The organism is Xanthomonas pisi DSM 18956 (genome assembly GCF_001010415.1).
Taxonomy (GTDB): Bacteria; Pseudomonadota; Gammaproteobacteria; order Xanthomonadales; family Xanthomonadaceae; genus Xanthomonas; species Xanthomonas pisi.
Genome location: NZ_JPLE01000028.1, coordinates 46,413 through 65,285, shown reverse-complemented (window position 1 = coordinate 65,285; position 18,873 = coordinate 46,413). Strand labels below are relative to the sequence as shown.

21 protein-coding genes are annotated in these 18,873 nt (G+C 60.8%); 8 read left to right on the top strand and 13 right to left on the bottom strand.

Annotated features, from left to right (window positions below; genetic code table 11):
* The first annotated feature begins 144 nt into the window (after positions 1–144).
* Positions 145–498: a hypothetical protein gene (locus Y887_RS21075; RefSeq protein WP_181113194.1), complete on the top strand. Its 354-nt coding sequence runs from the start codon at positions 145–147 to the stop codon at positions 496–498.
* A gap of 883 nt (positions 499–1,381) precedes the next feature.
* Here Y887_RS21075 and Y887_RS07645 read toward each other — a convergent pair.
* The 8 genes from Y887_RS07645 to Y887_RS07610 all read right to left on the bottom strand — a co-directional run bounded on the left by Y887_RS07645 (position 1,382) and on the right by Y887_RS07610 (position 6,809).
* Entirely contained in the window at positions 1,382–1,630 is a 249-nt protein-coding gene (locus Y887_RS07645; RefSeq protein ID WP_052764974.1) for a hypothetical protein, read from the bottom strand.
* A 231-nt stretch (positions 1,631–1,861) separates the two neighbouring features.
* The gene (locus Y887_RS07640; RefSeq protein ID WP_046963768.1) at positions 1,862–3,040 is read right to left on the bottom strand and encodes a zonular occludens toxin domain-containing protein; all 1,179 of its coding nucleotides are present in this window, start codon (positions 3,038–3,040) and stop codon (positions 1,862–1,864) included.
* Complete coding sequence (locus Y887_RS07635) at positions 3,037–3,357, bottom strand: DUF2523 family protein (protein ID WP_046963767.1); 321 nt, start codon at positions 3,355–3,357, stop codon at positions 3,037–3,039. Before Y887_RS07635 ends, Y887_RS07640 begins: the two co-directional genes overlap by 4 nt.
* Complete coding sequence (locus tag Y887_RS07630; RefSeq protein ID WP_425445629.1) at positions 3,357–4,742, bottom strand: hypothetical protein; 1,386 nt, start codon at positions 4,740–4,742, stop codon at positions 3,357–3,359. Before Y887_RS07630 ends, Y887_RS07635 begins: the two co-directional genes overlap by 1 nt.
* Before the next feature lie 133 nt (positions 4,743–4,875).
* A complete protein-coding gene (locus Y887_RS07625; protein ID WP_046963765.1) occupies positions 4,876–5,133 on the bottom strand; it encodes a hypothetical protein in 258 nt (85 codons plus the stop codon).
* Between the two features lie 22 nt (positions 5,134–5,155).
* A complete protein-coding gene (locus tag Y887_RS07620) occupies positions 5,156–5,404 on the bottom strand; it encodes a hypothetical protein (RefSeq protein WP_046963764.1) in 249 nt (82 codons plus the stop codon).
* Between the two features lie 3 nt (positions 5,405–5,407).
* Positions 5,408–5,704 (bottom strand): single-stranded DNA-binding protein, encoded by a 297-nt coding sequence (locus tag Y887_RS07615; protein ID WP_046963763.1) that lies wholly within the window; start codon positions 5,702–5,704, stop codon positions 5,408–5,410.
* 13 nt (positions 5,705–5,717) lie between these two features.
* Positions 5,718–6,809: a replication initiation factor domain-containing protein gene (locus Y887_RS07610; protein ID WP_046963762.1), complete on the bottom strand. Its 1,092-nt coding sequence runs from the start codon at positions 6,807–6,809 to the stop codon at positions 5,718–5,720.
* Positions 6,810–6,859: 50 nt separating this feature from the next.
* On the opposite strand from Y887_RS07610, the gene Y887_RS20200 reads away from it, so the two are divergent.
* Complete coding sequence (locus tag Y887_RS20200) at positions 6,860–7,132, top strand: hypothetical protein (protein ID WP_146093422.1); 273 nt, start codon at positions 6,860–6,862, stop codon at positions 7,130–7,132.
* Positions 7,133–7,140: 8 nt separating this feature from the next.
* On the opposite strand, the gene Y887_RS20950 is transcribed toward Y887_RS20200, so the two are convergent.
* Positions 7,141–7,314 carry a hypothetical protein gene (locus Y887_RS20950; protein ID WP_169749479.1) on the bottom strand — a complete coding sequence of 58 codons (174 nt, stop codon included), beginning with the start codon at positions 7,312–7,314 and terminating at the stop codon, positions 7,141–7,143.
* Positions 7,315–7,444: 130 nt separating this feature from the next.
* Here Y887_RS20950 and Y887_RS07605 point away from each other — a divergent pair, with 130 nt between their 5' ends.
* Both Y887_RS07605 and Y887_RS21070 read left to right on the top strand, forming a co-directional pair.
* The gene (locus Y887_RS07605; RefSeq protein WP_052764970.1) at positions 7,445–7,885 is read left to right on the top strand and encodes a DUF3693 domain-containing protein; all 441 of its coding nucleotides are present in this window, start codon (positions 7,445–7,447) and stop codon (positions 7,883–7,885) included.
* An 18-nt stretch (positions 7,886–7,903) separates the two neighbouring features.
* Positions 7,904–8,257 (top strand): hypothetical protein, encoded by a 354-nt coding sequence (locus Y887_RS21070; protein WP_181113197.1) that lies wholly within the window; start codon positions 7,904–7,906, stop codon positions 8,255–8,257.
* Positions 8,258–8,816: 559 nt separating this feature from the next.
* Here Y887_RS21070 and Y887_RS20195 read toward each other — a convergent pair.
* Positions 8,817–9,572 carry a hypothetical protein gene (locus tag Y887_RS20195; RefSeq protein ID WP_146093423.1) on the bottom strand — a complete coding sequence of 252 codons (756 nt, stop codon included), beginning with the start codon at positions 9,570–9,572 and terminating at the stop codon, positions 8,817–8,819.
* A gap of 346 nt (positions 9,573–9,918) precedes the next feature.
* On the opposite strand from Y887_RS20195, the gene Y887_RS07590 reads away from it, so the two are divergent.
* Genes Y887_RS07590 through Y887_RS07575 form a run of 4 tightly spaced genes read left to right on the top strand, consistent with a single transcriptional unit; the run spans position 9,919 to position 15,880 of the window.
* A complete protein-coding gene (locus Y887_RS07590) occupies positions 9,919–12,318 on the top strand; it encodes a TonB-dependent receptor plug domain-containing protein (protein WP_046963759.1) in 2,400 nt (799 codons plus the stop codon).
* Positions 12,319–12,336: 18 nt separating this feature from the next.
* A complete protein-coding gene (locus tag Y887_RS07585) occupies positions 12,337–13,803 on the top strand; it encodes a DUF3526 domain-containing protein (protein ID WP_046963758.1) in 1,467 nt (488 codons plus the stop codon).
* Positions 13,800–15,158, top strand: a complete 1,359-nt coding sequence (locus Y887_RS07580) for a DUF3526 domain-containing protein (RefSeq protein WP_046963757.1) — start codon at positions 13,800–13,802, stop codon at positions 15,156–15,158. The genes Y887_RS07585 and Y887_RS07580 overlap by 4 nt, the downstream gene beginning before the upstream one ends.
* Before the next feature lie 29 nt (positions 15,159–15,187).
* Entirely contained in the window at positions 15,188–15,880 is a 693-nt protein-coding gene (locus Y887_RS07575) for an ABC transporter ATP-binding protein (protein ID WP_245879446.1), read from the top strand.
* On the opposite strand, the gene Y887_RS07570 is transcribed toward Y887_RS07575, so the two are convergent.
* From Y887_RS07570 to Y887_RS20660, 3 genes are all read right to left on the bottom strand, one after another.
* A complete protein-coding gene (locus Y887_RS07570) occupies positions 15,877–17,727 on the bottom strand; it encodes an asparagine synthase-related protein (RefSeq protein WP_046963755.1) in 1,851 nt (616 codons plus the stop codon). The genes Y887_RS07575 and Y887_RS07570 overlap by 4 nt on opposite strands.
* 12 nt (positions 17,728–17,739) lie before the next feature.
* Positions 17,740–18,447: a lasso peptide biosynthesis B2 protein gene (locus Y887_RS07565; RefSeq protein ID WP_046963754.1), complete on the bottom strand. Its 708-nt coding sequence runs from the start codon at positions 18,445–18,447 to the stop codon at positions 17,740–17,742.
* 68 nt (positions 18,448–18,515) lie between these two features.
* Positions 18,516–18,674, bottom strand: coding sequence for a hypothetical protein (locus tag Y887_RS20660; protein WP_162199157.1), 159 nt, complete (start codon positions 18,672–18,674; stop codon positions 18,516–18,518).
* Positions 18,675–18,873 lie beyond the last annotated feature (199 nt).

The following is an 18,873-nucleotide window of genomic DNA, read 5'->3' as shown; positions in this document are numbered from 1 at the left end:
ATGAAGCCACAGAAGCCAGCTTGACATAATATACATTATGCGAAATGGCGTATTGCGTTCGGCCAGGGCGCGGCTTCGCTGGATCTGGCTTTGGATCAAATCTTGCCTGCCGAACCGTTCCCCTAGCGAAACGGAACTCGCAGCATGAGCGACACCTACAATCTCGACCGCCGACCACCGTGCTGGCCGGTAGGAACCCAATGCCCCAACAGCTGCGCGGCCGATCTGCATAGACGGGTCGTTACCAATCATGTGGAACTGACAGGCCCGTGGGCTGGCTGGCGTTTGGCTGGACGCGACCTCGTGGCACCCAGCGGCGAACGGATCCCAGAACGCCGGCTGCGTGGATTGCTATGGCATGCCAATGCCAGCGACATCCGGGATTCGGTACGCAGGCGGAACGCCAAACGAAAGGCGGTTCAGCAGTCGATGGTCAAGGTCGTCGTGGTGGATCTTGGCGAATGGCGAGAACGCCACTTCGGACGCATCGCGGGATAAGGCGTTGTCCGTAGGGGCTATGCCCCTACACCCCTACAATGCCGGCATAGACACGGCCAGGGGAAAGCATGGAGCGCGAACGACCAAAGTACTTACCACCCATTGAGACTAAGCGATGGGAGTTTCCTTGGATTGCGACGATTGGCGTGTCATTGCTGAGCGCAGTGATAGGTGGCGCAGTGATCTACAAGGACACTGTAGAAACCTGGGTTGTATCGCGAAACACGACTTCCACAGAGAAACATGTGGCAACGAAGCGCGCTGATACAGAAGAAGAAAGAAAAAGGCTAATAGCCACTATAAGGGCGCAGCGGGAGGATGCAGAAATGCGCCTAAAGCAGGCGGAACAGCGACAACGAGAGGGATGGAAATGCATCGGCGAAACTGTTTTCAGGCCGATAACTGGGGGGGGCTGGGAAAACGTTCCTGGGGCTAAGTGTTGGTAGTTATCCGTAGACGCTATGCCCCTACACCCCGAAAGCGGCTGTATCTCGATGTGGATGCATTGGCACGCACGGATTGAATAAGGCACAAGCCCTGCGGCGTAAGCCAGGCGCTAACGCCAACCCATGACCACATCGAAGCCTGGTAGCTAATCAAGCCGAGTTGCCGCAAACGCAAAAAAGGCGCGATGCGGTATGTCGACCTCGATGTATGTGCCGTGTCGATCGACACGGCAGTTTGCTGCAGCAACTCCTGAAGAATGGCGCGCTGCGGTTTGGATAGATCGCCGTAGGTACTCATTATCCGTAGGGGCTATGCCCCTAAACCCCTTTGTTTCGTGCCGCGTTACGTATCTTGCGAAGGTGGATGTAATTGTCGATCAGGCCAAGGACAAGGCCGAGGATCATGCAGGCAACAAGGAATAGGTAGGCAACCTCGCTCACGATTTCATCTCATGGGCGCGCATACGCAAGTCAGCCAACAGTGCCAGCGCGGTGTCTGCCTCACCGTTGGCGAAGGCATACCGCAGCGAATCGATGGTGGCGGCGATGGAAACCTCTTTATGGGACTGGCCGAGGTAGGCCATGGATTCCTGCTTGCGCTTGCGTCGATAGTGCCTCGCACGCTCGGCAGCACTCATGGCCTCGCCGTATTTGGGCGGCCTGCCCTGCTTGCGTGGAAGCTGCATTTCAAGGGTACCGGGGTCTTTTTCGTCACGCATCACATTAAGCCTTGTTTTCGGCATCACGGCGTGATGCGGCAAACCAGCGAAAGAGGCCGAAAGCCACAAGGACGGCGACTTGAATGGCGACGAGAATCTCTTTGGTGTCCATGCCCTGCCCCTTGATCTGATGTGTCCATAGTATCGTGACGCGTCACGAAAGTCTAATGACCGTTAGTTATGTGACGCGTCACGAAACTACATTTCCAAGGTGGTTGGCCCGGTGAACGTTCCGCCCTTGGCCTGGGGTGATTCGGGGAACGTGCCTTGCGTGCGCATGGCCTTGCTGACGACAGCGCCGGGGCTTGCCTGCTGCTGCGCCACGGGCTGCTGCTGGGGCTGCGCCTGTTGTTGCTGCTGGCTGCCCTGCCCCCTGCGGCCGTATGGGTTGTAGGGCGCTCCGTGACGGGCCACGGTGCGACACTGGGGCTGATCCAGCTCATAGCGGGTGCCCTGCTCGGTAAAACAGGTGCACGAGGCTTCCTGATGGCGTCCACCGGCATCGCGCCCAGCGAGCGAGGACATGCAGTACAGCTCGGGGTCGGCGGTGACTTCGCGCTGATCATAGGCAGGTGCGGTCCAGGGCATCGAGCCGAATCGGGGTTCGTGGAGCCTCGCATACTCGGTGCGCGTTCCGAGGTTGCGTTGTGATCCGACCAATCCACCGCCAGGGCGCGCCGTCGCTGCCGCTCCGTCACTCCCTGGCGTTGCCTTGGCCGCTTCTTTGAGGCGATCCCCGTCAAGCTGGTTGTGTATGCGATTCGCCACGAACACCACACCGCCGATGATCAGGACCAGCAGCACGCCGGCAGCGTAGTAGTACCAAGGAACGCCGCGCTTGGTGGTGTCCAGCTCGGTGGACTGATACATGCCCATGGGGCGCTTGGGAAGCCGCACGCGCTTGAGCATCAGGGGGTGCGCTTTCTCTGGCCGGGACTCGTAGCGGTCGAAGATGCGAAGGTGCACGAAATTCATGCCGAACCGACGACGCACGTGGGTGTGCTTCTCGATCAGGTCGTGCACGAAGGTATCCATCTGCTTTGCAGGGGACTGGCACACGAAGATGAAATCTAGGCCGCGATGGCGATGCTTGGCGAGCTGCTCAACCCAATGGGGCACCTTGGAACCTGGGCCACGCTTGGGGAGCATGTCGTGCTCATAACACTCATCGATCAAGCACACAGCACCATCGGGCAAAAACGCCGGCCAATCCTTGAATTGCTCAGGGGTGATCGGCATCAAGCCGCATTTTTGGTAATCGAGCTGCCTGATATTGCCGGCATAGACCACCCTGCCCTCATCCTTGAATTTGAGCGCCAAGTCGAGCGCGTGGAGCGACTTGCCGTGTCCAGGCTGGCCGGTGAATTGGTAGATCATGCGCCCTGCTCCTTTCCGATCATGCCTTCCAGTGCGGAGACAGAAGTAACGAATGCGCGCATGCCGACACGAGCGACGATGGCGCTGATGATGAGTGTCATGAAGACGTCGATTCCTGAGGCTGAGAGGATGGTCAACACGTTGTCAGGAATGCCAGAAAACTTGTCGGCTACCCACTGCTTCACCGCAGGCATTGAGTAGGTGAAGTTGACCCAGGTGAGACCGATGCCGGCCATGATGCGGCCGACGATTCCAGCGGCACCGAGCTTAAGCGCGGTGATCAACAGACCAGTGAGCTTGCTAAGAATGGCGTCCATCAGAAGATTGACCTACCACCGAGAATGGTGAATGCAATGAAAGAGCCGAGCGCGATAAAGACCATGCGCACGGCTGCGAAGAATTGGCAGATCCAGTTCCACTGATCGAGGTCGATGGAGCCGTATTTGCCGAGGCTGACAGAGCCAAACTTGGGGCAGGCACCGCCACCGCCCAAAAAACCACTGCTGTCCAACATGCCCACGCCGAGGGCAACGGTGCGATGGGGTTTTTCTGGATCGGCACCAGCACCACCGGTGCCATCGCCTGACACCTTCGTCCAGTCGGGTTGTCCAGAACCGGTGCCATCGCCCTTGGCGAGAAGCTTCTCGGCTGCACATGCTGAGCGCCACTGCATCAGCAGCTGGGAGTACTCCATGGCGTCGCACTTCTCACCTGTGCAGACAGGCATGGCTGCGCATGCGCCGCCACTGATGTTGCGATTCTTGCGGGTGTTGCAGTCGATGCGCCATTGAATGCGCGCCTGCCCACACATGATGAGGCTACCGCTACACGAAGGCGGGCTGCTGCAATCGTCACCGCCGGAAAAATTCTCTTTGGCTGTGCCGTCATCTTCCCCATCATCGGGATCACCATCGCCATCACCATCGCGCTTACAGGTCCCGTCTTTACCACGAATCTCTCCCTTGGCGCATTGCCCATCCCCGGGCAGGCAACCGCCCGAAGGCGACTTGACCCGTCCCGCAGGACACTCGTTGTCCTTCTGCTTACAGGTGCCGTCCTGGCCCAAGACCATGCCCTCAGGGCAAGCGTTTGGCTCACAGGTGCCCTTGGCGTTCTTGGACTGGCCCTCGGGGCATTTCTCGGGGGGCTTAGGCTCACACACGCCTAGGTAGCGATTCCAGACGTAGCCCTTCATCCCCTCGCAGGTCTTGGGTGGATCTTCAGGGCAAACGGCGCCTGTGGTCTGCCAGGTCATAGTATCGTCCGCATTGCCGAACCACACGCCGTCGCAGCCGTTGCGACAGCCGATGCTGCCAGAGCGCGCAGTTCCGATGTAGCTACCCCAGGGACCAGCACCCGTATAGCTAGGCTCTGAGTCGCAGCCGGCAAGCCAGCTATGCCGATCCACTTCCACATCGTAGGCCGTGCAAGTGTCGCAAGGCTTATAGCTGAACATTCCCTGGTAGAACTTGTTGCCTGTGGCGAGGATCACGCAGCGCGGATTGCTATCGCTCTTCGGTGTATTGCGTGCTGCAAGATACGCCTGAGTGGCCGAGATGCAGCCGGCATAAGCGGCGCCCTGCGTGGCGTACTCCTTGGCTTCGGCACGACTGATGCCGCACCAGCCAAGCAAGATGGCGACACAGACATAGGCAAGCCTGCGCGCTATGGCTGATGCGAAGACGCGCGCGATCCAGTGCAGTCGCATCACACGCCCTCGTAGGCAAGCCAAATCGCGCCAAGAACGCCAACGATGATGATGTAACCGATCATGAGATTTTCCCCAAAAAAAAGGGGCAGGATCACCCTGCCCCGTTGGTGCGGAACAGGCGGGATTACTTGGCGCGCTTGATCAGGCTGTAGACCACAAAGCCGATGGCGATCAGCACCAGGGTGCCGAGCAAGCCAACGATGATGGTCTGTGCGCCGGTCAATTCGGCCTGAGCGGTGCCACCGATTTCGCTGGCGACCTGGGCGAACGCGGCAGGCGAAGCGAAGGCAGCGACGGAGGCCAGTGCGGCAGCAGCATTGACGCGGGACTTGGCGGCGAAGGAAGCAACGTTGTTGCGGGCCTTGCGCAGTGCGATGTTCATGGTGACTCTCTCCAGTGGGTGATTAAAACGAGTTGTTGCGGCTTTCAAGCTGTGTGGTCCGAATGATCAGCCGCGCGACCAGTCCGACAGTCCACGTCCCCACAATGGCGAACGCGATTTGCAAGCCATCCGTCACGCTCAGATACGGAAAGAGCGTTGGCGGATGACTATAAAAGGGGGCCGAACACTGACCGGTCGATGCATCGAAATCTTCGACCTTGCACGTGAGTACAAGCGTCTGTGTTTGCACTACCGGATCGGTGTCGGCCATGGCTTAGGCAGCGCGTGCGGGCGCGGCAGCACGGGACTTGAGCTTGGCAAACTTGCCGAGCTGGATGTTGCCCTTGTTGACCTGCAACATCGCATCGACATCGAGGTCGTAATCACCAGGCAGATAGCCTTTCTCGCCGTCCTCCAGGCGCGCCTCGTAGGGATAGGCGAAGCCACCGGCTTCGATGCGGCACTTCTGCTTACGCGTGGTGTACTTGCGTTCTTTGCCTGCGTCGTCGACGAAGGTGCCTTCGCGCTCTTCGACCTGCGCGCTCAATACGGTGACTTTAATTCCGCTCATGATGTAACCCTTTTTAGGTTTGATTGATGCCCGCGATTTCGGGCCAATGGTCCGCTGCTTCCTGTGTTGCCCACGCCGGCAGCTTGTTCGACGTGCAGGTGTGAATCACGGCGTGCAACGCCTCAGGCGTCTTGCATTGCCGTGCAATGAAATTCAGGGTTGCCCCGTATTGACGCTTGATGTTGCGGCGTGCGCTCTTCCAAGTCGCATCAATAGCGGCCTTGGTGATATCGATGCGCAACGCTACGCAATGAAGAAAATTAAGCACCGGATACGCGCCAAGCAAATAGCCAGCTGGATCACGGAGAATATCTAGCGACAGATCTTTGCGGTTCGTGGCCTTGAATTGAGCCTCATAGCGAACCCACGGCGATTCCTTGTCGCCCTTCTCCCTGCCCTTCTCGTACACACGCAGCTGCTTTTCTGATTTCTTGCTGCCGACATACAGCGTCTTACCATCGCCGCTGTCGTAGTCATCGATCAGCTGAGCCTTGGGGCGCTGCCCACGGTTATCGAACTCACCATCGGAGTACCACGTCTGCGCGAGTTTCAGCGGGTATTTGCCCAAAAGATCGTCAGCAGCAGTATCGACACGGGTCAATCGTCCAGCGCAGCTTTCGAGCTTCGCTCGAAGCTCCAGCCACCGCTTCGCATGGCCGCAGCGCGCTGCGCTCACCATTCCACACCCGGCACCGGTCAACTCGATGCGAGCGGTGTAGGTGCCATCCTTGCGCCGGCACTCTTCGCCGCCGAACTCGATGATGCCAACGTGCTTGCCCTCACGATCCAGCACACGCACGCGCCAGGTGTAGAAGCTGCCGGGGCCTGCCTGCTTGTCCAGTTCCATGCCCAGGCCGGCGAAAAAGAACGTAAACAGGTTGATCGCGATGACCATGGCGTTTTCGGCGCATGCGTCCGACCACTGGCGGACCTCTTCGGCGTCGTCGCGGTCGAGGTAGCCGACCTGACGCAGAACAGCGAACAGATCTACAGATGCGGAAAACCAATCGATGATCACCGTTAGGGTGCCATCGCTGTTCCTGAATTCACTGACTCCCCTGTTAGACGAGGGGAGTCCCGACACCGCGAGCGATCCGTCAGCCATGAGAGGCCTCCTGATGTACGATCCGGGCACACTCAAGCAGAGACGCGCAGATGCCCAAGGCAAAAGCAGTGACAATGGAACAACTTGCCGCAGTAATAGATGGGTTCGCTACGGTAAATGCGGTCATGTTCAATGCCCTTGCTTCGGGCGGACAAAGCGATGCCGCGCTTCAATTACTTGACCGAATTGCGACGATGAGCGATTCGGAAGATCCGCTTCACTGGCTACGCGGTGACGTTGCGAAGGTGACGGCGGACTCGATTCGGAAGCTGAGAGGAGATAGCGCAGGGTCTGACCGTATTGGTCTTGCAGTGATGAAGTAGAAGGACGATCAAACACGACGCACCTGCCGTTTTGCATTGGCGACCAGGGCGGCGGCGCGGTAATTGGAATCGAGGGCTTGGAACACGCGCAGACGCGCGTAGCGGACATAGCCCAGGCCGGCGCGCAGGAACAGACATGCGACCAGAACCACCAAGATGGCGAAGTTAATGTGATGCGTCACGATATATCCCCTGTACCCCTACCCTTGACCCGTGCCCCTGGGGGGTACCAGGGGGCGGGAATGTTTCAAGCCATGAAACATCGGGCGTATGTATAGTCCCCTGAAACATACATGTCAATAGGGCTGAAACATGGATAGCGTCAACACCCTGCTGGACCGCTGCAAAACGGTTCTCGGGGTCGAATCAGACAATCAGTTGGCGAAGAAAATGAACGTCGGGCGCGCCGCTGTAAGCAGGTGGAGAAGCGGGCTGTCTGCGCCTGATGCTGTGTCGTGCGCTGCCATAGCGGGATGGACAGGCGAACCACTTGCCAAGGTGCTTGGAATCGTCGGGGAAGCGCGCGCCATCAGCGCTGATGAAAAGGCCGTATGGCGCAAGCTGGCTGCGACTGCCATGACGCTAGCCATAGGGGTGTCGCTCGCCCTACCTGTGCGTGCAGAGGCGGTGGTAAAGGGCTTCAAAGCACCTACCAGGCTATACATTATGCGAAATGACGTATCGGGCGGCCCGAGTGCGGCTGCGCTGGATCTGGCTTTGGATCAAATCTTGCCTGCCCAACCGTTCCCCTAGCGAAACGGAAATCGCGGCATGACTGACACGTACAACCTCGACCTTCGCCCGCCGTGCTGGCCTGTTGGCGAGCAATGCCCGAACAGCTGCGCAGAAGATCTACACCGCCGTGTCGTCACCAACCACGTGGAGCTCACCGGGCCTTGGGCTGGCTGGCAATTGGCTGGACGCGACCTCGTTGCACCCAGCGGCGAACGGATACCAGAACGCCGGCTGCGCGGATTGCTCTGGCATGCCAATGCGAGCGACATACGGGATTCTGTCCGCAGGCGGAACGCCAAACGCAAGGCGGTTCGGCAGTCGATGGTCAAGGTGGTCGTGGTGGATCTTGGCGAATGGCGAGACCGCCACTTCGGGCGCATTGCGGGATAGGCATTATCTGTAGGGGCTGTGCCCCTACACCCCCGCTCTACAATGCGTGCTCACACAACGGGGGCGGCATGGAACGCAGGTACAGAGAAACAGAATCAACAGATCTGTGGTGGCAGATTGCACTGGGTGGATTCATCGCTCTGTTAGCTCACAGCATCGTGGTTGGGCTATACACCAGATATGAGACGCGACAGGCGCTCGCACAGCTTCAGAAAGAAGCGAAGAGTGCATCCCAACAGATCCAGCGCTCAGTTGCGCAAAGTATCCCGGCACAGAGGCCATCTCAGGACGTGCCCGAATATGAGCCGCGAAGACCAGTGAGCGACGGCGAACGCTGCTTACAAGGGCGCCGGTTCAAACGTGTCTCCAACGGGTGGGTACAGCTGCCCCATGATCCTTGCTGATGAGGCGTTATACGTAGGGGCTATGCCCCTATAGCTCAGGTCATGCGAGATTATTTAATCGTCAGGTTATCCCTTCGCCTACAAGAGCATTCCTCCCAAGGCCTCAATGCGCTTGCCGGGATCCAACGACTGCCTCCCGCCAGGTCATCAGTACTCTAGAATTCCGCCTCCTTGGTAGCAGCAGGTTGCAGCACTTGCTGTCCTAGATCATTGCCGATGTTGAGGAACCCGATCCCGCCCGACAGCCCCTGTGCTCGCATAGCCTGCGGTTGCACGACCGAAGAATAATCCGCAAAGAAATCGGGCTTGCGCCATTGCGCGGAAATCGAATCGCGACTGCCGCCCAGGTCGTTGTTCCAGGTTACGGCCTTCTGCGAACCAGGCGAACCGAACTTGCGCTTGAGCAGCTCCATCACACGCGGCTGCGCCTCGAACCCCGTGGTGTTGAAGCGCAAGGCGATCACACGCCCGTTATGCAGCAACACCAGGCCGCCCGCACCTTCCAGAGAGAAAGCGTCACCTGCGCCCGCGCCGATTGACATGCCGATCGGCGCAACCCACGCCGGGAACTCAGCCGTGGCGAACACCAGGTAACCGTACTCGCCTGGCCCAAACTCGGTATTGCCCACCGCCATGTTTGTCGTGCCGGGCGCGACGCACAACCCTGTTGCGGGCGGGGTGGCCTTCAGCGGCTCCGGCGGCGGGGCCGTCAGCTTGTTGAACGCCCTAGCCCCCAACCCGATGTTGCTCCTGCGGGCAGCTGGAGCGGGTGAGGAGAGCTCGCAAACGGGCAGCGTTAGTGGTGCCCCTAACTTGATGCCGAATATGTCAATTTCCGCCGCAGATACCGAGACGGTGGACGACATGGTCAGTAAAGCGACAAGCGAGCTGGCGGCTGCAGTGAAACGCATGGGCTGTAATTCAAACTGGATCACGATTGAGGCGGAAGTATATCCCCTGCTCTGTCGAGCAAGTGCACAGCGGTCCCCTGCACTCTCCATTGGCATTGCTACCGGCAAGCGATGACATGCAGAACAGACGCGGCAGCCCATTGCGCAGCGATAACTCGCCACCTCAAGCGAACGCGAGCTTTCCCGCGAAGCGCGCGCTCATGCATGTACGCAAGTGTCGAAGCGTAGATTTGTGCATCCGCGCGCTTTTGTTATAGGATAACAAAAAGGGGATACACCGTAACAATTCGACCATGCGCAGATCTACGGCGTGGCCATTAGTCGCGCTTACATATCACCGGCCAGTATGAAAAACCTTTCTGTTGTCAGTTCGCCAGCGTTGCTGGCTGCGAGCATCATTGCCCTATTGTCTGCCGCCCCGCCGCTGCAGGCGCAGCAAATCCCCCTCACCGAGGCAGGCGATCTTGCGGAGAACGCAGAGGCCGTTTCCGGCTATCGCGCAACGACGCTTGCGCCGGTGCTTGTAACCGGCAGCCATATCCGGGAGACCGCGGCCGGCGGTGCGTCTCCAGTCATCGTTTTCGAGAAGGAAGCGATCGAGCGGGTCGGTGTGGCGACGCTGCAGCAATTCTTCGAAAAGCTGCCGCAGAATTTCGGTGGTGGCGCCAATGGTGCCAATGTCGCCAATTTGGGCCTGGACCGCGACACCGGGAACAACTTCGGTCAAGGCACTTCAATCAATCTGCGGGGATTGGGCACCGGTACGACGCTGACGCTGATCAATGGCCACCGTATCGCCTCGTCCAACCGCTACCAATATGTCGATGTGTCGCTAATTCCGCTCAGCGCGGTGGAGCGCGTTGAAATCCTCACCGATGGCGCATCTGCCATTTACGGCGCGGACGCGGTTGGTGGCGTCGTCAACATCATCTTGCGCCGTGATTTCACCGGGTATGAAACTGCGGTCCGTGCCGGGACCACCACAGCGGGTGGCATGCACGAGTACCAGGCATCGCAAGCCGGCGGTTGGGCATGGGACGGTGGCCATCTGCTGGCCAGCTATGAATTCCTGAAGCAAGACAACCTGTCTGCAACCGACAGGGATTTTTCCAAGGATGTCACCGTCAAACCGTACGATCTGTACCCGGGGTCCAGGCGCCACAGCCTGTATGTCGATGGTGCCCAACAACTCACCGACACGCTGCTGCTGACGGTCACCGGCTCCTTCGCCCAGCGCGACATGGACACCACCATCTCGGGAACTAACGATGAAACCCATCTGTTCCCGCAGACACGGCAGTTCGATCTCTTCGCCGGATTGACACTGGACCTGCCGCGCCAGTGGCAGGCACGCTTGAATGGCGGATATGGAAGAAACACGGTGCGCTACGAGCGCACCACGATCGCCGGCACCTCTGCAATCACGGCGCGTCCCACAGAGATGCGCTCTGATACGCGCTATCTGGAACTGATCGCAGACGGCGAATTGGTGACCCTGCCCGCCGGTGCTGCACGCGCGGCGCTTGGAACCAGCATCCGGCGCGACAGCTATGATTTTTATGATTATCGCGGGTTGGAAAAACCGTTCGACGTGCACCGCACCATCACCTCGGCCTTTGGCGAGTTGAACGTGCCGCTGCTGAAGGATCTTCCCGGGCTGCGCAAACTGTCACTCACAGCAGCAGTGCGTTACGACGACTACAGCGACTTCGGCTCCACCCTCAATCCCAAGCTTGGCCTGCTGTGGGAAGCCACTGAAGGGCTGACCCTGCGCGGCACCTATGGGCGCTCGTACCGGGCACCGGTGTATCAGGACATGCAGCCGAACAACACGGCGGTGGTGGCAAACATTCCCAACCCGAATGCACCCACCGGGCGCACGGTGCTGTTGATGCTGGCCAACGGCAACCCGGATCTGGGTGCGGAACGTGCCAAGACCTGGACTGGCGGGTTGTCATTCGCACCAGCTGTTGTTCCGGGGTTGAAGATCGATGCCAGCTACTATCGCATCACCTACGAAGACCGCATCGATAGCGGGTTCGCAGGCAGCTTTCCCTCGCTGTTCCTGGGGCCTACTGCAGCCTATGCCGACATCCTGACGTTCGCGCCAACGCCCGAGCAGATCCAGAGCGCCCGGCAGATCGGGCTGGCCGGTCTGGGCCTGTTCGTCTCGCGGGTCGGCCCGTTCGCGCTCGCGCCCGGAACGGACGAAACAAGTACCGAGGTCATTCTCGACAATCGCTTCCGCAACAACGCCTCCACCGCGCAGCGCGGGGTCGATCTGGATGCGTCATACGCGTTTGATGCAGGCCAGACCAACATCGCGCTGAACCTGGCTGGGCAGTACATCATCGATTCCACGCGTCGGGTGACCAGCACTGCCCCGGAGGTGGATGCTTTGAACGCCGTGTATCTGCCAATCGATCTCAAGCTGCGTGGTGGGCTGGCCATGACCCGGCGCCAGCTGTCGGGCGGCGTATTCGTCAATTACGCCGACCGCTATCGTGATCCGGCAAACCGGGTCGATCCGCACGTTGCGTCCTGGACTACGGTGGATCTGAACATCGGGTACCGCTTTGGCGTATCGACACGATCGCAGGACGGGACACGCCTCGCCCTCACTGTGCAAAACCTCTTTGACCGGGATCCGCCCTTCGTCATCAACGGTATCAACACCGGGTTCGATCCCACCAATGCCACTGCCTTGGGACGCTTTGTGTCCATGACGCTGACGCATCAGTGGTAATCGACACAGGAGTCTTGCATGGCCGCTCGCGTTGCCGATGACACCGTCGTGGTGCCTGCGCTATCCCAAACAGTCGGCATCGCCGCAGCGCAACTCGTCCTGATGTGGCGCGAAAGGCGCGTGCTGTGGCTGGCGCTCGGGGTGCTGTTTCTGGCCTGCACCTCGATCGTGACCAACGCTGTGCACCTGTCGGCTCAGGCGCGAGAGCGGCAGGCAGTTGCCGCCGAAGAAGCCCGGCTTTGGAACAGCCAGGGCGCGATCGATCCGCATGCGGCCGCGCACGTTGGCCGCGCCATTCCGGCGCCGATACGGCCACTGGCGAGCTTCGATCCAGGGATCTCGAATGTGGTTGGCTCCTCGGTGTTCATCGAGGGCCATGCACAGAACCCGGCACGCCATCGACCGATCGAGGAAGGCGCGGCGCTGAGCCGCTTCGGCGGTTTTTCGGCGGCCTGGGCGCTGCAGGTCGTCGCGCCTTTACTGCTGATCCTTGCCGGTTTTTCCACCATGTCCGGCGATGTGGCACGGGAACGGCTGCGCCAGGAACTTGCTGCCGGCGGCGCCACCTCGGCCTTGGTGGGTGGACGGTTGCTCGCCCTGGTGACAACGGCTGGTTTGCTTGCCGTCGCGCTGCTGAGCGTCAGTCTGCCAGCGATCGTCCTGCAGGACGCAGGCCGTGCCGAGCTGAGCGCACTGCTGGCCATTGGCGCCGGCTACCTGCTCTACCTGGTGGCGTTCTGTGGGCTGACAGTTGCGATCTCGGGGCTGTGCGCTTCGGCGCGCATGTCCCTGGTGGTACTGCTGTGTTTTTGGGTGGTGGCGACCCTGCTTGCACCGCGCATAGCGCCGGCGGTCGCCGAAAGCCTGGTACCCACACCCTCTGCGCCGGCCTTCAGGGCGGCCGTCAGCGAGGAGGCCGAACGCGGAGCCGATGGGCACGATCCGGCCGACAAGCGTCTGGAGGCCATCAGGGCTGCGCTGCTGGCCCGGTATAACGTCAAGGACGTTACGGACCTGCCAGTCAACTTCAGGGGCGTTGCCTTGGAATTTGCCGAGAGCAACTCAACGCAGACCTATGCACGGCACTTCGAGCGCCTTTACGCCGCGTATCAGCAACAGGAACAGGTGCAGCGCACTTTGGCTGCCATCTCGCCGACACTCGCGTTGCAGCCATGGTCGCGCGCTTTTGCCGGGACCGACTTCGCCACCCACCTGGCCTACCTGCGCGGTGTGGAAGACTACCGCTACCGGCTGATTCAAGCACTGAATCATGAAGTCAAAACCCACAAGCCCGCACCTGGCGAGCATCACCATCTTGCCGATATCGCAACGCTGACGCGTGCGGTGGTCTACGCGCCGCAAGTGCAGACGCTGACCACCACCGCTGTCGCGCAGGCACCGAATCTGGCCATCCTGCTGGGCTGGGCGCTACTGAGCCTGTGCCTGGCGATGATCTCTGCTGCACGTCTGGGGCGGTTGGTATGAGCAGCCTGGCAGTCACTGGTTACGAGATACGCCGCCTGCTGCGCGACCGCGCCCTGGTCAGCTTGCTGCTCTTGCTTGCCGCACTCGCCACCTATGCCGCGTGGAACGGACGCGCATGGGTGGACCAGCGCACGACAGCTATCAGGCTACTGACCGCTGAGGAGCAGCAGATGCTCACGCGCGCACGCAGCTTTGTCGGGAGGGCGCCGTCGGTACTGCCACGTGTGCAGCCGGTACTGCCGCCGGGGCAGATGGCCGCGGTGTCGATCGGCCAGGCCGATGCCTATCCTTTTACTGCCGACGTCGTTGCGCTGGGCGACGCTACCGCCCTGTTCAAACACGTCTGGGCGGATATCGGCAGCCCCACTGCCCGAGCAGCGGGACCGTTCGATCTGGCCTTTGTCATCGTCTTCTTGTTGCCGCTCGTGGTTCTGGCAGTCAGCTACGACCTATGGTCGCGCGAGCGCGAACGGGGTGTCGCGGCCATGGTGGTGTCGCAACCGGTCGCGATGGGCGGACTGATTGCCGTGAAAGCGCTGGCGCGCGGCGTGATCGTGCTGCTGCCGGCCATGGCGATTATCGTTGCCGCAGCCGCATGGGCCGGTGCGCGGGATCCGCGCGGGCTGGCCTGTCTGGCGGTGATCGTTCTCAGCTACGGCGGCTTCTGGCTGGCCGTAGCCGTGCTGATCGGTCTGCGCGCGCGGCGCTCCACTGAAGCGGCGATCGCCGCAGGCGCGGTCTGGCTGTTGCTTGTGGTCATGGCGCCGTCGCTGGCATTGGCCGGCATTGATCTGCGCCTGCCCCCCCCGTCGGAAATGCGCCTTGCCACTGATGTGAAAGCGCGGATGACCGAGATTGCCGAGCGTCAACGCCTGCATCATCTGGCCGATCCACTGCGCGTACGGACGCCGCCGCCCAGCATTCCAGATCAAGTGCGCGTCAGCTATGCCGACCTGGTTGCGACCGACCGGCAGCTGGCCCCGATGCTTGCCGATCACCGGCGAGCCCGGGACGCACGCCGCGACGTAATGGACACCGTGCGTCTGCTGCTGCCGTCGGTGGCCGCACAGGATGCGCTGGACCGTCTCGCTGGCGCGGATGCCGATCGCGCGCTTGCCTTCCAGGACCAGGTCACCAGGTTCTGGCAGCAACGTCGACAGCAACACCAACACTACCTGGAACGCGATGCTCCCCAGACGCTGGCCGAGTACGACGCCCTGCCGCGCTTTGAATTCCAAGATGGTGGCGGCCACGTGCAAGCCGGCGTGCTGGCCGATCTGGGAGCCCTGTTCACTGCCATCGGGTTGCTGCTGATCGCCACCTGGGCCATGCGTGGCCAACTGACAACGCCCTGAGGACATACCGCATGCTTAGCGCAACGCATTTGACCAAGCACCACGGCGCGCTTCGGGCACTGGACGATGTGAACTTCACCGTCGCGCCCGGGGAAATCTATTGCCTGCTCGGTGCCAACGGTGCCGGCAAGTCAACCACGATCAAGCTGTTTCTCGGCTTCATGACGCCAACCTCGGGCGCAGCCGAAGTGGACGGCCTCAATGCCCAACGCGCGCCGCAGGCGGTACGGCGCCGTCTGCTCTACATCCCCGAGACGGTCGCGCTCTACGAGGAGCTGAGCGGCTACGAGAATCTCGATTACTTCGCGCGGTTGGCGCAGGTGGCCGACCGCTCGCCTGCACGCCTGCGCGAGGCCCTTGCAGCGGCGGGATTGAAATCGAACGTCTTCGATCGCCGCGTTGGCCATTATTCGAAGGGCATGCGGCAAAAGGTCGGCATTGCGCTGGCTATCGTCAAGCAGGCAAAGGCCTTGTTGCTGGACGAGCCCACCTCAGGCCTGGACCCTGAGGCGTCTGCCGAGTTCCACGACCTGCTCGTGCGCCAGCGCGACCGTGGCGCAGCGATCCTGATGGCGACCCACGACCTGTTCCGTGCACGCGAAGTGGCCACCACCATCGGCCTCATGCAGGCCGGTCGCCTGCGCCGCACGGTCGACGCAGGCAGCATGACCGCTAACGATCTGGAACAGCTCTACCTTGAGGAGATGAGCCGGCACCGCTAGGCCACGATGGCTTGGCCGCCTGCAGCATGCGCCGACCAGCGACGTAGCCAGGCTTCGATATTCAACTGTGGACCAAAGATTCCCAGCGCCTGTAGCGAGTGATCCGGGCTGACGCGGTAGATGCCCGCATCGGCCAGCTGGCTGTCGATCAGTCCGCGTTGGGCCAGGCGCCCGTCGACCAACAGGCGTCGGATGAAGTCCCTATGGTGCCGGGTGACCGCAACCGAATGATCGTCCAGGTAGCACTTCACCTTGCGCGACAGGATCGCGGGCGGAAGCAAGCCTTCAAAGGCACGGCGGGCGATCGTTCGATCCTCCGCATCGGCCATGAGCAGATGCAGCGGGATGCGCGCGAACAACTCCACCACCGGCTGCGCGGTGATCGGCGACACGCCATGCCACTGCCCCGCACCCTCGAAGGGGTCCAGCACGCTAACGGGAAACACCATTCGGCCGATGTGCGCCATCTTGTACGGCGAAACGCGGTGCCCCTGGGCAATCGCATGCCGCATCCAGGATGGCTGCGGGGCAGCCTGCGCGCTGGCGTCCACCAACACCCACTCGCACGGATTCCCCCAGTTCTCGTTGATGCGTGCCGGCCGCTTGAGGATGCCGTGAAGCAACGCATCCTTGATCACCCCATAGAACGAATCGCCCGACTGCGCGGTCTCGAACGCCACACGCAGGAAGTTACGATCGATTCCGCGCTGCCAGGCGTAGTCGATTGCGGCTGCGTTGCCTTTGAAACGGAGAAAGACCCCATCGCCCCCGACTCCGGTGAATTGCACTGGCTCCTGGTCCGGGTTCTTCCCCAATCCCGTGCGCCGATGGAGCAGATAGCCCGAACAATGCGCAGGCCTGGCCGTCACCGGAAAGGCCATGATGCCTTCCAGCGCGCACTGCGGCGCGCGCTCGTATTGGATGAACTCGCAGCTGCGCCCCGACGACGCGCACGCCCCCTCCACGGCCATGCGTGCAAATGTCCTTTCGTCTGCGCCAATACCGGAATCGTAGTGATGGACACACTGCACTTGCGGATGCGAGGGTGCATTGAGCAGCCCGGCGAGAATGATCGAAGAATCCAGGCCGCCGGAGAGCTGCAGTTGCACTTGTGCATGCTCGCCGGCCAAGGCGCCGATGCATCCCAGCAAGGTGGATCGCGCCAACCGCACGGCTTCGTCCAAATCGGTGATCGGGTTCTCGACGGCCTGCTTCACCACGTCCCAGTGACACTGCCGTGCAATCGGTCTTCCGGCCTGGATCGTGATGCCCTCCCCGCCCTCGAGCGCCTGGACCTCTTCAAAAGCGGTCTGCGCCGTTTCGCGGAATGGAAACAACAGCGAGTAGGTCAGGTAGGACCAGCGAATGGAGAACTCCTTGAGTTCCAACTTCAGGCAATCCTCCATACTGGAAAACACGATGGTCAGCGCCCCGATCACCGTGATGAAGCATGGAAGTTCTGCAGTGGGATCACGCACGGCAAACCAGCTACGCGCTGCGGCGTCGTAGCCGAAGGCGACGTAGCGTCCCCAGTAGCGCTGTACCAGAATTCCACCTTGCGTCGTGCATACCGCATGCGCTGCGCTGTCATCGAACAAGGCCTTTTCCGGCACCACGCCGTCAGCAAAGGACTTGGGGAACACTTTGCCGAGGATGACGAGGTGCTGTGCTCTGGTGCACTCGAAGAAGCTCGGGGTGTCGGTCTGGCAATACATCGCCGCACCATGCTCGTGCAGCGCGCATGAGACGCCCGGAAGGACCGCCTGTATCCGTTGGGTGACCCGGGTTGCCTGCTCGACCGATGCCGGTGATTCCACGTTCCAGAAGACAGCAAGATAGCGATACATAGGCTCGCAGCGTCAGAGCACGAGGATGGGAACCATCCGGCGCAGGTTGAATGGAATATCGGTCAGCACATAGTCGCCGTACTGCAACCAGCAGTGCGCCGTGAACGGGGATGTTCTCACCGCAAACACCCATGTCGGGAAGAACCCGTAGCTGGACAAAAATTCGCTTAGCGCGAAGCAATACAGAAAGCATTCGTCCGTTTTTCTGAACGCAAGCGGCCGCAGCCAATCGAAGATGCGGACCAACGCGGCTAGCTGATCCAGTTGCGCGTCGGGTCGCGATTGGCGCAACGATCGTCGCTGCGCTCGGGTTACGATGGTCTTGAGTGAAGCGCACTTCTTGGCGCACCCGGCAAAGGCCGCCGAAAACGCAAATCGGCGCAGATCGCGCAGCGCGAAGTCCGGACGGCCTCGCGGCTCGCCTTCGCGCAGCCACCGCACCGGTAGCGCAATTGTCGCGCCTGTCGCAGGCTTGCCCAGCGCCGGATCGGTGGTCACAAGACGTCGCTCGATCAATGTTTGCAGGACCGGAGAGATGTCTTGACCCTGCGCCTGCACCGGCCAGCCCAGGATATGACGGCCCAGCAAGGCCGCCTGTTGCCTGCCGATGGACAGATACTTTCCGGTGGCAACGTCCAGCAGCACGATGATTCCGCCGGCAACACACACGTGCGCATCTGTGGACAGCAGATAAGACGGTGGCGAGGCCATCGCGCGCATGCAATCTCCTTCTACAAGAAGGGCGATGCATGGGCTACATGCACCGCCCTAACCTTCAGCAGTGTCGGTTACGGAGACGTGGTCGGAAAGATGCCGTCCCACAACGTTCCATGGCCGTGCGCCTTTGTTTCAGACACCACGGCGCCCAGCTCGATGAGGTCGCTGCCAGCATCCTGATCCTGCTGGATGGACTGTTCTGCCAAGCCGAGTTCGATCAATGCGTTCATGAACATCTCCTCTGGTCATTTAGTGGGCGCGTCCAACGGTGATGTCGTTGGACGCGAATGAAACAGCCGCAGCTTGCGTCGGATTCTGCAATTGCGTGTGCGGCAAGCCAATGTTACAAGGTAACAATTGAGAAAGTCCCGATTTATTCTTTGAAACTGGAATCCCCGCGTGACAATAATCACAGAACAGCACAACGCA

Excerpts from the sequence above, each read along its gene's own strand:
- Y887_RS07585 (WP_046963758.1), top strand. The coding sequence starts at position 12,337 with ATGGCCGCTCGCGTTGCCGATGACACCGTCGTGGTGCCTGCGCTATCC.
- Y887_RS07620 (WP_046963764.1), bottom strand. The coding sequence starts at position 5,404 with ATGGCCGACACCGATCCGGTAGTGCAAACACAGACGCTTGTACTCACG.
- Y887_RS07580 (WP_046963757.1), top strand. The coding sequence starts at position 13,800 with ATGAGCAGCCTGGCAGTCACTGGTTACGAGATACGCCGCCTGCTGCGC.
- Y887_RS20200 (WP_146093422.1), top strand. The coding sequence starts at position 6,860 with ATGCCCAAGGCAAAAGCAGTGACAATGGAACAACTTGCCGCAGTAATA.
- Y887_RS20195 (WP_146093423.1), bottom strand. The coding sequence starts at position 9,572 with ATGCGTTTCACTGCAGCCGCCAGCTCGCTTGTCGCTTTACTGACCATG.
- Y887_RS07565 (WP_046963754.1), bottom strand. The coding sequence starts at position 18,447 with ATGCGCGCGATGGCCTCGCCACCGTCTTATCTGCTGTCCACAGATGCG.
- Y887_RS07605 (WP_052764970.1), top strand. The coding sequence starts at position 7,445 with ATGGATAGCGTCAACACCCTGCTGGACCGCTGCAAAACGGTTCTCGGG.
- Y887_RS07640 (WP_046963768.1), bottom strand. The coding sequence starts at position 3,040 with ATGATCTACCAATTCACCGGCCAGCCTGGACACGGCAAGTCGCTCCAC.
- Y887_RS20660 (WP_162199157.1), bottom strand. The coding sequence starts at position 18,674 with ATGAACGCATTGATCGAACTCGGCTTGGCAGAACAGTCCATCCAGCAG.
- Y887_RS21070 (WP_181113197.1), top strand. The coding sequence starts at position 7,904 with ATGACTGACACGTACAACCTCGACCTTCGCCCGCCGTGCTGGCCTGTT.
- Y887_RS07635 (WP_046963767.1), bottom strand. The coding sequence starts at position 3,357 with ATGGACGCCATTCTTAGCAAGCTCACTGGTCTGTTGATCACCGCGCTT.
- Y887_RS07590 (WP_046963759.1), top strand. The coding sequence starts at position 9,919 with ATGAAAAACCTTTCTGTTGTCAGTTCGCCAGCGTTGCTGGCTGCGAGC.
- Y887_RS07615 (WP_046963763.1), bottom strand. The coding sequence starts at position 5,704 with ATGAGCGGAATTAAAGTCACCGTATTGAGCGCGCAGGTCGAAGAGCGC.
- Y887_RS07625 (WP_046963765.1), bottom strand. The coding sequence starts at position 5,133 with ATGAACATCGCACTGCGCAAGGCCCGCAACAACGTTGCTTCCTTCGCC.
- Y887_RS21075 (WP_181113194.1), top strand. The coding sequence starts at position 145 with ATGAGCGACACCTACAATCTCGACCGCCGACCACCGTGCTGGCCGGTA.
- Y887_RS07645 (WP_052764974.1), bottom strand. The coding sequence starts at position 1,630 with ATGCAGCTTCCACGCAAGCAGGGCAGGCCGCCCAAATACGGCGAGGCC.
- Y887_RS07610 (WP_046963762.1), bottom strand. The coding sequence starts at position 6,809 with ATGGCTGACGGATCGCTCGCGGTGTCGGGACTCCCCTCGTCTAACAGG.
- Y887_RS07570 (WP_046963755.1), bottom strand. The coding sequence starts at position 17,727 with ATGTATCGCTATCTTGCTGTCTTCTGGAACGTGGAATCACCGGCATCG.